The following is an 11,579-nucleotide window of genomic DNA, read 5'->3' as shown; positions in this document are numbered from 1 at the left end:
TACTGACGAAAGGACCCGATGATGCTCACGACCGAGTTGCGCACCCAGATCGCGGATCGTCTCGATGCCGCAGAGAAGGGGTGCGCTGCGATCGATCCATTGTCGGAGCAGTACCCGGACCTCGATGTCGTGGACGCCTACGAGATCCAGCTGATCAACATCCGCCGCCGGGTGGCGGCGGGCGCCCGGGTGGTCGGGCACAAGGTCGGCCTGACCGCGGCCGCGATGCGCGAGATGATGGGCGTCGACGAGCCCGACTACGGCCACCTGTTCGACGATCGGGAACTGCGCGAGGGTGAGCCGGTGGACACCTCGCGCTTCCTGTTGCCGCGCGTGGAGGTCGAGGTCTCCTTCATCCTGGGGGCGGATCTGCCAGGGGCGGGGTGCACCGTTGATGACGTGATCGCCGCGACGGAGTTCGTGGTGCCGTCAATCGAGCTGATCGACACCAGGATCAGGGAATGGAAGATCGGCATCTGCGACACGATCGCGGACAACGCCTCGTACGCAGGCCACGCGATCGGTGCCCAGCGCGTCCGGCCCGGCGACATCGACCTCACCGCCATCCAGGCCACCCTTCTGCGTAACGACGAGTTGGTCGCGGAAGGATGTAGCGATGCCGTCCTCGGTAACCCGGCGGCAGGGGTGGCCTGGCTCGCTCAGGAGGTCGAGGGCTTCGGGGTGCAACTGAAGGCGGGCGACATCGTGCTCCCGGGGTCGTGCACCCGGGCGTTCGACGTCCGCCCAGGTGACAGGTTCCACGCCGAGTTCAGCGGGCTCGGTTCCGTTTCTCTACAGTTCAAGTAGGAGACACCCATGACCAAGGCAAGTGTGGCGATCGTCGGGTCGGGCAACATCAGCACCGACCTCCTCTACAAGCTGCAGCGATCCGAGTGGCTCGAACCGCGCTGGATGATCGGCATCGATCCCGAGAGTGAGGGCCTCGCGCGGGCCCGAAAGATGGGACTCGAGACCTCCGCGGAGGGCGTCGACTGGCTGCTGAACCAGCCCGAGAAGCCGGATCTGGTGTTCGAGGCGACCTCGGCCTACGTGCACCGCGACGCGGCGCCTCGGTACCGGGAGGCGGGGATCCGCGCGATCGACCTCACCCCCGCGGCCATCGGTCCGGCGGTGGTTCCGCCAGCCAACCTGCTCGAGCACCTCGACGCCCCGAACGTCAACATGATCACCTGCGGCGGCCAGGCGACCATCCCTATCGTGTACGCGGTCTCCCGCGTGGTCGACGTCGCTTACGCGGAGATCGTCGCGTCGGTCGCGTCCCTGTCCGCCGGACCGGGCACCCGCGCCAACATTGACGAGTTCACCAAGACCACCAGCCGCGGCATCGAGGTCATCGGCGGTGCCCGTAAGGGCAAGGCGATCATCATCCTGAACCCGGCCGATCCGCCGATGATCATGCGCGACACGATCTTCTGCGCCATCCCCGAGGACGCGGACCACGCCGCGATCACCGACTCCATCCACCGCGTGGTGGCGGACATCCAGCAGTACGTGCCCGGATACCGTCTGCTCAACGAGCCTCAGTTCAACGAGCCGAGCGTGGTGTCGGGCGGCTATGCAACCGTCACGACCTTCGTCGAGGTCGAGGGCGCAGGCGACTTCCTGCCGCCGTACGCGGGCAACCTCGACATCATGACGGCGGCGGCAACCAAGGTGGGCGAGGAGATCGCCCAGAAGCTTCTCACCGTGAGGGCGTGAGCGAGATGGCACCGATCGACAGCACCGTTCATTTCGACTCGGCGTGGGACGTGCGGGTCACCGACACCTCGTTGCGGGACGGCTCGCACCACAAGCGGCACCAGTTCACCGGTGACGAGGTGCGGGCGATCGTCGGCGCACTCGATGCGTCCGGCGTGCCGGTCATCGAGGTGACCCACGGCGACGGCCTCGGCGGGTCCTCCTTCAACTACGGCTTCTCCAAGACCCCCGAGCAGGAACTGATCAAGATCGCGGTGGACACCGCGAAGCAGGCGAAGATCGCCTTCCTGATGCTGCCCGGACTGGGCATCAAGGAGGACATCATCGAGGCGCAGGGCAACGGGGCCTCGATCTGCCGCATCGCCACGCACTGCACGGAGGCGGATGTCTCGATCCAGCACTTCGGCCTGGCCCGCGAGCGTGGCCTCGAGACCGTCGGGTTCCTGATGATGGCGCACTCGAGCACCCCGGAGAAGCTCGCGGAGCAGGCCCGGATCATGGCCGACGCCGGCTGCCAGTGCGTGTACGTGGTCGACTCCGCCGGCGCACTCGTGCTGGAGCAGGTGTCGGAGCGCATCGAGGCGCTGGTGTCCGAGCTCGGCAACGATGCCCAGGTCGGCTTCCACGGCCACGAGAACCTCGGTCTCGGCGTCGCGAACTCGATCGCCGCAGTGCGCGCGGGCGCCAAGCAGATCGACGGCAGCACCCGCCGCTTCGGCGCGGGCGCGGGCAACGCGCCGGTCGAGGCGTTCGTCGGTGTCTGCGACAAGATCGGGGTCAAGACCGGCATCGACTTCTTCTCGATCGCCGACGCCGCGGAAGACGTCGTCCGCCCGGCGATGCCCGCCGAGTGCCTGCTCGACCGGCAGGCCCTGATGATGGGGTACGCCGGGGTCTACTCCAGCTTCCTCAAGCATGCCGAGCGTCAGGCCGAGCGGTACGACGTCTCCGCGGCCGAGCTGCTGGTGCGCGCGGGCAAGCGCAAGCTGGTCGGCGGTCAGGAAGACCAGCTGATCGACATCGCGCTCGAGCTGCAGCGGGAAGCCGCCGCCGGCTGAGAGTTCCGGATACGGAAAAGGGGCGCGCATCCGGATGGATGCGCGCCCCTTTTCATGTTCGGTGTTCGCTACGCGTCGGTGTCGCGCACCTCGAGGATGCCCTCCATGACCGCGTGTTCGATGCTGCTCAGCAGCCGCGGACAGGTCTGCTGAGACCCCGTACGTCCACCGGAAGTGGTGAACTCCGGGCACGCCTGCGCCGGATCGGCCTGCCACTGGATGCTGGTGTGCTTGAAGCTGTTCTTTCGCACGAGGACGCAGGTGCCGCAGGCGCGGCACTCCACCTCCTGCAGTCCGTCCTCGAGGTAGGTCTGCAGGTCGATGGCGGTCTGTGCGCGGACGGCCTCGACCCGGGCCGGGCTGTCGGCGAAGTCAGGGGCCTTGGCCCAGGTCGAGGTCATCTCACACTCCCGTCTTGTTGTCGGCGGCCTCCGCCGCTGCCTTCTCCTCCGCCTGGCGAGCCAGGTTCTCCTCGACCTCACGCTGCCAGGCCTCGACGGCCTTGGTGGTGTCGATCTCGAACTCGAAGCGCTGCGTCTGCTTCTCCTCGACATCGGCGACGTCGACATAGAACTGCTCGTACCAGCGGCGCAGCTGGTAAACGGGGCCGTCCTCCTCGCAGAGCAGCGGGTTGTCGATCTTGCTCTTGCTCTTCCAGATCGCGACGTCCTGCTCGAAGCCCATCGCAACACCCTCGGTGAACTTGCGCGAGATCTTCTCGGTGGTGGCGTCGTCGAGGCCCTTGGGCTTCTGCACGCTCACGCCGTACATCAGCACGAACGAGTCCTGCGTGACCGGGTAGTGGCAGTTGATCAGGATGCTCTCTGCCTTGTACCCGCTGTAGTCGTTGTGCAGCCAGTTGATCATGTACGACGGGCCGAAGTACGAGGCCTCCGAGTCCAGCACGGACTCGCCGTACTGGGTGCCCATGCTCTGCACGTCCGGACGGCCGTGGTTCTGCAGGTACTGGGTGGCGACGTGGCCCTCGAAGACGTTCTTGAAGTACTTCGGGAACCCGAAGTGCACGTAGAAGAAGTGCGCCATGTCCACCACGTTGTCGACGATCTCGCGGCAGTTCGATCCCTCGACGAGGATCCGGTTCCAGCGCCAGTCGGTCCACTCGTCGGTGAACACCTCGGGCAGGTGCGGGATCGTCACGCCCTCCGGGGGCGGGTTGCCCTCGGGGTCGTTCCAGACGAACAGCTGCTTGTTCTCCTGCAGCGTGATCCACTTGCGGGTGCGTGCCAACGGCGGGACGCGGCGGGCGTAAGGGATGCCCGTGCACTTGCCGTTGCCGCCCCAGCGCCAGTCGTGGAACGGGCAGGCGACGGAGTCGCCCTTGATGCTGCCCTCGCTCAGGTCGCCGCCCATGTGCCGGCAGTACGCGTCGAGCACCTGCAGCTTGTTCTGGCTGTCGGCAAAGACGACGAGCTTGGTGCCGAACGCCTCGACCGCGTGTGGCTTGCCGTCCAGGAACTCGCTCTCCAGGCCGATGCAATGCCACCCGCGGGCGAATCGCGTCGGGTTGGCTCCCACGTCGATCTCGCGAATGCCCTTGCCGGATGCGCCGCTACTCTGCGTCATCTTTGCCCCTCACATCCCTTCGTTCTTGTACTAGAACACGTTATAGAACTTGTGCCAGTTTTGCTAGATATTGGCGCTAGTAGTCGCAGTCAGGGACTTTCGTCCCAGTGGAACCCATTCTGCTCGACACGAATGGGAACGTGTTCTAGTCTCAGGTGAAAGTGAAGCACCGAGACGCACGACACATGAGGGAGTACCAGTGGGTGAGCACGACAGCCGCGCGGTGATCGAGAAGCTGAACGAGCTTCTGCCGACCCTGCGCGAGCGCGCACAGGAGACCGAGGATCTGCGTCGCATTCCCGACGACTCGATCAAGGGGCTCCAGGAGGCCGGCTTCTTCCGGCTCCTGCAGCCGGCGCAGTGGGGTGGCTTCGAGGCTGATCCCGTCACCTTCTACACCGCTGTCCGCAACATCGCGAGCGCCTGTGGGTCCACCGGCTGGGTCTCCGGCATCATCGGCGTCCACAACTGGCACCTCGCGCTGTTCGATCAGCAGGCGCAGGAGGACGTGTGGGGCCAGGACACCGACGTGCGGATCTCCTCGTCGTACGCGCCGATGGGTGCGGGCGAGGTCGTCGAGGGTGGCTACAAGGTCAACGGCGCGTGGGCCTGGTCCTCGGGCTGTGACCACGCCAGCTGGGTTGTCGTCGGCGGACCGGTGATCAAGGACGGCCGCCCGGTCGACTTCGGCAGCTTCCTGATCCCCCGCGAGGACTACCAGATCGACGACGTGTGGAACGTGGTCGGCCTGCGCGGCACCGGCAGCAACACGATCGTCGTCAAGGACGTGTTCGTGCCGAGGCACCGCTTCCTCAGCTTCAAGGCGATGAGCGATCTCACCGCGCCGGGCCTCGCGCAGAACACCGCGCCGGTCTACAAGATGCCGTGGGGCACCATCCACCCCACGACCATCTCGACCCCGATCGTCGGCATGGCGTACGGCGCCTACGACGCCCACGTCGAGCACCAGGGCAAGCGCGTCCGCGCGGCCTACGCGGGTGAGAAGGCCAAGGACGACCCGTTCGCCAAGGTCCGGATCGCCGAGGCCTCCAGCGACATCGATGCCGCCTGGCGTCAGCTCTCCGGCAATGTCGCCGACGAGTACGCGCTGCTGCTCGCCGGCGAGGAGGTGCCGATCGAGCTGCGCCTGCGGGCCCGCCGCGACCAGGTGCGTGCCACCGGCCGCGCCATCGCCTCGATCGACCTGCTCTTCGAGAACTCCGGTGCAACCGCTCTCGCGAACGGCACTCCGATCCAGCGCTTCTGGCGCGACGCGCACGCAGGCCGCGTGCACGCCGCCAACGATGCCGAGCGCGCCTACGTCATGTTCGGTGGCGCGGAGTTCGGTCTGCCGCTCACGGACACGATGGTCTGAGGCGGGGAATCGTGACGACGACAGAACAGGCCGAGATCACCTACGAGTCGACCTCGAAGTTCGCCCAGGTCCGTCCGGACCTCAAGCTGCACTACCACGAGGCGGGCGTCGGCAACGGCCCGACGATCGTGCTGCTGCACGGCGGCGGACCCGGCGCCTCCTCCTGGTCGAACTTCTCCAAGAACATCCCCGTGCTGGCCGAGAAGTTCCACGTGCTCGCGGTGGACCAGCCCGGCTACGGGCTCTCGGACAAGCCGACCGAGCACCCGCAGTACTTCGTGCACAGCTCCTCCGCGCTGAAGGACCTGCTCGACACCCTCGAGATCACCGGGCGGGTGCACCTGCTCGGCAACTCGCTCGGTGGCGGCGCGGCCGTGCGGTTCGCGCTCGACTTCCCGGATCGTGCCGGCCGGCTGGTGCTGATGGGCCCCGGCGGGCTGAGCGTCAACCTGTTCTCGCCCGACCCGACCGAGGGCGTCAAGAACCTCGGCAAGTTCAGCTTCCAGCCGACGCGGGACAACCTCGAGGCCTTCCTGCGGATCATGGTGTTCGACCAGTCGCTCATCACCCCGGAGCTGGTCGAGGAGCGGTTCGCCGCGGCGAGCACCCCCGAGTCGTTGGCGGCCGCGAAGGCGATGGGCAAGTCCTTCGCCAGCGCCGACTTCGAGAAGGGCATGCTCTGGCGCGACGCGCACAAACTGCGCCAGCGGGTGCTGCTGATCTGGGGCCGCGAGGACCGGGTCAACCCGCTCGACGGCGCCCTGGTGGCGACGAAGATGATCCCGCGCGCGCAGTTGCACGTGTTCGGTGGCTGCGGCCACTGGGCGCAGCTCGAGAAGTTCGACGAGTTCAACCGTCTGGCAAGTGATTTCCTTCTCGACGGAGGTAACTGATGGGTATTCGTTCGCTTGCGTACATGCGCATCGAGGCCACCGACATGGCGGCCTGGCGCGAGTACGGCCTGAAGGTTCTCGGCATGATCGAGGGCAAGGGCACCGACGCCAACTCGCTCTACCTCCGGATGGACGACTTCCCGGCCCGCCTGGTGATCGTGCCGGGTGAGCGAGACCGCCTGATGGTCTCCGGCTGGGAGACTGCCAATGCGGCCGAGCTGCAGGAGATTCGGGACAGCCTGTCCGCGGCCGGCGTGCCGTTCAAGGAGGGCACTGCCGACCAGATCGCGGACCGTCGGGTCGCCGAGCTGATCGTCTTCGAGGACACCTCGGGCAACACGCTCGAGGTGTTCCACGGCGCGGCCCTCGAGCACCGCCGGATCGTGAGCCCGTACGGACACAAGTTCGTCACCGGCGAGCAGGGTCTCGGACACGTCGTGCTCACCACGGACGACGACCAGGCCTCGTTGCGGTTCTACCGTGACGTGCTCGGATTCAAGTTGCGCGACTCGATGCGGCTGCCTCCGCAGATGGTCGGGCGGCCCGCCGACGGCGAGCCGGCCTGGCTCCGGTTCCTCGGCTGCAACCCGCGCCATCACAGCCTGGCGTTCCTGCCGATGCCGAACCCGACCGGCATCGTGCACCTGATGGTCGAGGTGGAGAACTCCGACGACGTCGGACTCTGCCTGGATCGCGCGCAGCGCAAGAAGGTCAAGATGTCGGCCAGCCTCGGCAGGCACGTCAACGACCTGATGCTCTCGTTCTACATGAAGACGCCGGGCGGCTTTGATATCGAATTCGGTTGCGAGGGGCTCGAAGTCGAGGATGAAAGCTGGATCGCTCGGGAGAGCACCGCGGTGAGCCTGTGGGGTCACGATTTCACGGTGGGAATGAAGTAGTGACGGCGCCTCAGGAGTCGACGACTGGCGCGGAGATCGATCCGCGTCAGTTCCGTACCGTGCTCGGTCAGTTCTGCACCGGCGTCACGATCATCACGACGATCGACGACGGCGAGCCGGTCGGCTTCGCGTGCCAGTCGTTCGCGGCGCTGTCGCTGGATCCGCCGCTGGTGCTGTTCTGCCCGACCAAGGCGTCGCGGTCCTGGGCGGCGATCGAGCGCAGCGGCAAGTTCTGCGTGAATGTGCTCGCGGAGGAGCAGCAGGAGGTGTGTGCCCGGTTCGGTTCTCGTGAGCCGGACAAGTTCGGTGGAATCGGCTGGGAGGCCTCGCCTCTCGGATCTCCGATCATCGACAGGTCGCTGGCGCACATCGACTGCACGGTGGAGACCGTGCACGACGGCGGTGACCACTTCGTGGTGTTCGGTCGGGTGCACTCGATGAGTGAGATCAAGACCGAGCGTCCGCTGCTGTTCTACCGCGGGCAGTACACCGGCATCGAGCCGGACAAGACGGTCCCCGCGCCCTGGCGCGACGACCTCGAGGCGTTCCTTACCGCGACGACCGAGGACACCTGGCTGTAGAGCAACACTGAAGACGACTGAAGGGCACCTCTGAGGGGAGGTGCCCTTCAGTCGTTTTCGGGTTCAGGCGTCAGCGTCGACCGGCTCAGATCTCGAATTCGGCCGAGGTGCCGGTGAACTCGGAGATCTTGCCCTCGCGGCCCTTGTGGTCGCCGAAGTGCTGGATCCGGTAGCGGCCGGCGCGCAAATCGACTGCACGGTCGAGACCTTCGATGGCGGCGCGACCAATTCGTGGAATTGTCCGGGTGCGCTCGATGAGCGAGATCAGGACCGAAGGGCCGTTGCTGTTCTATCGTGGTCAGTGCACAGCCATCGAGCCGGGAGACCTCGAGGCGTTTCTGACGGCAACCACTGAGGACACGTCGCCGTAGGGTTCTCACTACAGAGAGGCGGAACGCGGTGCATGTGTCCCGTGGACGACGACGGGCGTTGGCACGGGGTGCGATGGGTGCGTTCGCCCTTCCCCTGATCCTCGTCGCACCCGCCGCTGCCGATCCGGCCGCAGCGGGTGCGACGCATGTCGGGGTGGTGGAGGCACGGTCATGTGCCAACCTGGGTGTCACGATCCCGCTCGACCCAGCGCAGGCCGAGAGGGCACGGGCGATGCTCCCGGCCGGATTCGTCCTCGCCGCGATGCCCACGATGCTGGTCGAGACCTCGACCTGCGCGGGTGCGGAGGTGAACGGAACCGAGATCGGCCGATTCCACCTGTCCGAAGCTGCTCTGTCGGTCGAGCCGCCGCTGCCGATCGCGTCGCCGCGCCTGGGTGAGGCAGTCGCCGAGAACATCTACATGATCTCGCAGTTGGACACGAACGAGTTGCTGTCCGAGTTCAAGTTGGGGCTCGGCTATCGCAGCGAACTCGTAGACATCACCCTCGACCTCGGCGCGCCCGATCAGCTCGGCCGGCTCGCCTCGGCGACGGCCGGCGGTGAACTTGCGCCGACCGCGGCCACGGCACAGTTGACGCCGTCACTGCTTCCCGGCGAGGTGCGGGTACCGAACCCGGGAATCGTGTACAAGTTGTGGACGCGGGATGCCCAGGGCCGCTACGTGGTCACCACGAATGCGAACATGACGATCGACCGCCCCGCGGCGGGCGTAGGGACCGTGACTGCGCCGGAGGGCACCGCGGTGCACCGGATTCTCGGCGCGGACAGCGCGAACGGTATCGCCTTCTCCGGTCGCGCGGAGCGCTTCGTCAACGACATCTTCGTCATCCCCGCGGGCTGACCGCGCAGGGTTTCGTGTCCGACCCGCAGACGCTCTCGCCCGCCTCGGCTTCGAGGCGGGCGAGAGCGTGTCAGACGGTGAATTCTGCGGAGGTGCCGGTGAATTCGGAGATCTTGCCGTCGCGGCTCTTCTGATCGCCGAAGTGCTGGATCCGGTAGCGGCCGGCGGGCGTGCCCTCCGGCACGTCCCAGGTGATACGCGCGACCGAGGCGTTCGAACCCTCACGGCGCCAGCGGTACTTGGTGGACCAGTCGCCGTCGTCGGCGTGCCGGACCCAGCGCCCGCCGTCCCGGCGCTGCACCTCCAGGTATGTCGCACCGTGGCGGAGATTGTTCTTGGGATGGCCGGTGACGAATTCCGCGACGACCTGCTGACCGGCCGCGGCCTGCGGGTTGGGCTGGACCAGGACGTCGCCGAAGGCGCGACCGGGCGCGGGTTCGTCGAAGGTGACGCCAGCGACGAAGTTCGGCTGGAACGCGGACATGTCGCGGGGCGCGGGTCCACGCGGGACCTCGCCACCGGTGCGCAGCGCGCCCGCGAGCTGCGCGTAGCCCTGCTGGTAGGCCGGCAGGGTGTTGCGGCCGAACAGGGTCGAGCCGCCCTCGTACTGCTGGGCCTCGTACTCCTCCGGCGTCGTGCAGTAGCTCGAGTAGGAGTTCGCGTAGCCCTGGAAGATCACGTTCTCGAGCGGCACACCGAGTTCCTCGGCCACGGTCCGTCGGATCCGGAGTCCGGAGACGATGGTGAACTCGGCCGGTCCGCCGACCACATAGAGGTCGCCGATCCGGATGATCTGGATCTTCAGCACGTGGGGGACCCAGCCGTCCGGTGGGAGCAGACCGACGGCTACCAGGACGAGCTTGGGTGCCTGCGCGTCGGCCAGCCAGTTCGGCACCGGGGCGTTCATCCCGCCAAGCGCATCGACCATCGGGTTGCGAGCGCCCTCCGGGAAGATCGGGATCGCGGGGCCGTCCTCCGTGCTGCCCGCGCTCATCGCGGCGCCGACGCAGGCGGGTGCGGTGCGGCGCTGCTGCCCGTCGGGGGTGAAGCGCCCGTCGACGACCTGGTTGGCCATGTCGAGGTACATCACCCGGCTGTCGACGGTGGTCGAGGACATCGGGTCGGCATCGGCATAGGCCTTGCGGGCCGCGGCGACCTGACGCTCGCCGATGATCCGGGTGTTTTCGAACTCGTCGTCGGTCGGGCCCTTGCCGGGCTCGAGCTGCAGGTTGGGCGACATGTCGCCGGAGTTGGTCTGCGGGAAGGCTGCAACGAATTCCGGGCTGCCGTCCAGGTAGCGGACGCCCTCGATGTCGTGCTCCCAGAAGTACGCCGCGGCGCCCTTGTTGTCGCCCGAGATGAGGTAGTTCTCGTTGGTCAGTGACGCGCAGTGGGTGGCGAACCAGTTGATTGCGCCGATGTCCTTGCCGCCCTGAGCGATCCGCAGGGTTCGCATCGACGTATCGATCCCGAGTGGGTAGTAGTCCTTGTCGCGTTGCGGGTTCCGGTCGAAGGCCACCCGCGACCGGTTGACGCTGGCGTCGGCGAGCTCGCTGCGGCCGTAGGCGAGGGAGCCGGCGGACAGCGTCTTGTGTGCGGTAGTGATCGCGTCGACGATGCCGTTGACCTCGGAGTCGAAGACCTGCTGCTGGAATCCCATGATCGCCAGGTTGTAGGCGTAGTCGTGCGACGCCCCGCCGCAGGCCGCGTGTGAATGCACGGCGGTCAGCATCACGTTGCGCTCGGTGTACGTGTCGCCGAAGGCATCGTGGAGGCGCCGGAGGACGGCGTCGTGCACGGACTGGAAGACCATGCAGGTGTCGACGCAGACGTAGACCACGCGCGCGTCGGACGCGTCGGCGAACACGTACGCGCGGGCCCTGGTGCGCTGGTGCAGGCCCTGGGAGATCTGTTCGAAGCTCGAGTAGCCCATCATCCCGTTCTCGGCCACCGGGCCGGTCACGTCCGAGATCCCGACGCCGACACGGAGTCCGGCGCCCTGCGGTGAGCGGCGCAGGCCTGCGGGGGACGGGGTGGCGGCGTGGGCGGGGCTCGCGCCGATCGCGGCGAGTGCGGGGCCTGCCGCGGCACCCGCGAGCACAGTCCGTCGACTGATCGTGACCACTGGGGATCCTTTCGGGGAATCGGGCACCGTGTTGGTCAAGTGTCCAGATGACAGCACACACCACCGCGGCCCCGTTGGCAATACCCTTTGCCGGACTTGTCCGGGTGGGGTC

At 67.1% G+C, this 11,579-nt stretch carries 12 protein-coding genes; 8 read left to right on the top strand and 4 right to left on the bottom strand.

The window, feature by feature from the left end; translation table 11 throughout:
- The first annotated feature begins 21 nt into the window (after positions 1-21).
- From FCG67_RS16530 to dmpG, 3 genes are read left to right on the top strand one after another with little or no spacing between them, the layout of a single operon-like run.
- The gene (locus FCG67_RS16530) at positions 22-807 is read left to right on the top strand and encodes a 2-keto-4-pentenoate hydratase (RefSeq protein ID WP_136910802.1); all 786 of its coding nucleotides are present in this window, start codon (positions 22-24) and stop codon (positions 805-807) included.
- Between the two features lie 9 nt (positions 808-816).
- A complete protein-coding gene (locus FCG67_RS16525) occupies positions 817-1,719 on the top strand; it encodes an acetaldehyde dehydrogenase (acetylating) (protein ID WP_136910801.1) in 903 nt (300 codons plus the stop codon).
- 5 nt (positions 1,720-1,724) lie between these two features.
- Positions 1,725-2,777, top strand: a complete 1,053-nt coding sequence (gene dmpG / locus FCG67_RS16520) for a 4-hydroxy-2-oxovalerate aldolase (RefSeq protein WP_136910833.1) — start codon at positions 1,725-1,727, stop codon at positions 2,775-2,777.
- Positions 2,778-2,845: 68 nt separating this feature from the next.
- Here dmpG and FCG67_RS16515 read toward each other — a convergent pair whose 3' ends face one another.
- Both FCG67_RS16515 and FCG67_RS16510 read right to left on the bottom strand, forming a co-directional pair.
- The gene (locus FCG67_RS16515) at positions 2,846-3,178 is read right to left on the bottom strand and encodes a hypothetical protein (RefSeq protein WP_136910800.1); all 333 of its coding nucleotides are present in this window, start codon (positions 3,176-3,178) and stop codon (positions 2,846-2,848) included.
- A gap of 1 nt (position 3,179) precedes the next feature.
- Positions 3,180-4,361, bottom strand: a complete 1,182-nt coding sequence (locus FCG67_RS16510) for a 3-ketosteroid-9-alpha-monooxygenase, oxygenase component (protein ID WP_136910799.1) — start codon at positions 4,359-4,361, stop codon at positions 3,180-3,182.
- Between the two features lie 199 nt (positions 4,362-4,560).
- Here FCG67_RS16510 and hsaA point away from each other — a divergent pair, with 199 nt between their 5' ends.
- The 4 genes from hsaA to hsaB are packed head-to-tail and all read left to right on the top strand — an operon-like array spanning position 4,561 to position 8,109.
- Positions 4,561-5,736 carry a 3-hydroxy-9,10-secoandrosta-1,3,5(10)-triene-9,17-dione monooxygenase oxygenase subunit gene (hsaA, locus tag FCG67_RS16505; protein ID WP_136910798.1) on the top strand — a complete coding sequence of 392 codons (1,176 nt, stop codon included), beginning with the start codon at positions 4,561-4,563 and terminating at the stop codon, positions 5,734-5,736.
- Positions 5,737-5,747: 11 nt separating this feature from the next.
- Positions 5,748-6,629: a 4,5:9,10-diseco-3-hydroxy-5,9,17-trioxoandrosta-1(10),2-diene-4-oate hydrolase gene (gene hsaD / locus FCG67_RS16500; protein WP_077042922.1), complete on the top strand. Its 882-nt coding sequence runs from the start codon at positions 5,748-5,750 to the stop codon at positions 6,627-6,629.
- On the top strand, positions 6,629-7,528 hold the full coding sequence (gene hsaC, locus FCG67_RS16495) for an iron-dependent extradiol dioxygenase HsaC (protein ID WP_136910797.1): 900 nt from the start codon (positions 6,629-6,631) through the stop codon (positions 7,526-7,528). The genes hsaD and hsaC overlap by 1 nt, the downstream gene beginning before the upstream one ends.
- A complete protein-coding gene (hsaB, locus tag FCG67_RS16490; protein ID WP_136910796.1) occupies positions 7,528-8,109 on the top strand; it encodes a 3-hydroxy-9,10-secoandrosta-1,3,5(10)-triene-9,17-dione monooxygenase reductase subunit in 582 nt (193 codons plus the stop codon). Before hsaC ends, hsaB begins: the two co-directional genes overlap by 1 nt.
- Positions 8,110-8,194: 85 nt before the next feature.
- Here the strand turns inward: hsaB and FCG67_RS25060 are convergent, their stop codons facing one another.
- Positions 8,195-8,296 carry a neutral/alkaline non-lysosomal ceramidase C-terminal domain-containing protein gene (locus tag FCG67_RS25060; RefSeq protein WP_169310552.1) on the bottom strand — a complete coding sequence of 34 codons (102 nt, stop codon included), beginning with the start codon at positions 8,294-8,296 and terminating at the stop codon, positions 8,195-8,197.
- Positions 8,297-8,553: 257 nt separating this feature from the next.
- On the opposite strand from FCG67_RS25060, the gene FCG67_RS16475 reads away from it, so the two are divergent.
- Positions 8,554-9,342, top strand: a complete 789-nt coding sequence (locus tag FCG67_RS16475) for a hypothetical protein (protein WP_136910794.1) — start codon at positions 8,554-8,556, stop codon at positions 9,340-9,342.
- A 70-nt stretch (positions 9,343-9,412) separates the two neighbouring features.
- Here the strand turns inward: FCG67_RS16475 and FCG67_RS16470 are convergent, their stop codons facing one another.
- Positions 9,413-11,467 carry a neutral/alkaline ceramidase gene (locus tag FCG67_RS16470; protein ID WP_136910793.1) on the bottom strand — a complete coding sequence of 685 codons (2,055 nt, stop codon included), beginning with the start codon at positions 11,465-11,467 and terminating at the stop codon, positions 9,413-9,415.
- Between the last annotated feature and the right edge of the window lie 112 nt (positions 11,468-11,579).

Origin of the sequence: Rhodococcus oryzae (genome assembly GCF_005049235.1) — a bacterium.
Lineage (GTDB): Bacteria > Actinomycetota > Actinomycetes > Mycobacteriales > Mycobacteriaceae > Rhodococcus_G > Rhodococcus_G oryzae.
This window is presented reverse-complemented; position numbering and strand designations above follow the sequence as displayed.

Excerpts from the sequence above, each read along its gene's own strand:
- FCG67_RS16530 (WP_136910802.1), top strand. The coding sequence starts at position 22 with ATGCTCACGACCGAGTTGCGCACCCAGATCGCGGATCGTCTCGATGCC.
- FCG67_RS16525 (WP_136910801.1), top strand. The coding sequence starts at position 817 with ATGACCAAGGCAAGTGTGGCGATCGTCGGGTCGGGCAACATCAGCACC.
- dmpG (WP_136910833.1), top strand. The coding sequence starts at position 1,725 with ATGGCACCGATCGACAGCACCGTTCATTTCGACTCGGCGTGGGACGTG.
- FCG67_RS16515 (WP_136910800.1), bottom strand. The coding sequence starts at position 3,178 with ATGACCTCGACCTGGGCCAAGGCCCCTGACTTCGCCGACAGCCCGGCC.
- FCG67_RS16510 (WP_136910799.1), bottom strand. The coding sequence starts at position 4,361 with ATGACGCAGAGTAGCGGCGCATCCGGCAAGGGCATTCGCGAGATCGAC.
- hsaC (WP_136910797.1), top strand. The coding sequence starts at position 6,629 with ATGGGTATTCGTTCGCTTGCGTACATGCGCATCGAGGCCACCGACATG.
- FCG67_RS16475 (WP_136910794.1), top strand. The coding sequence starts at position 8,554 with ATGGGTGCGTTCGCCCTTCCCCTGATCCTCGTCGCACCCGCCGCTGCC.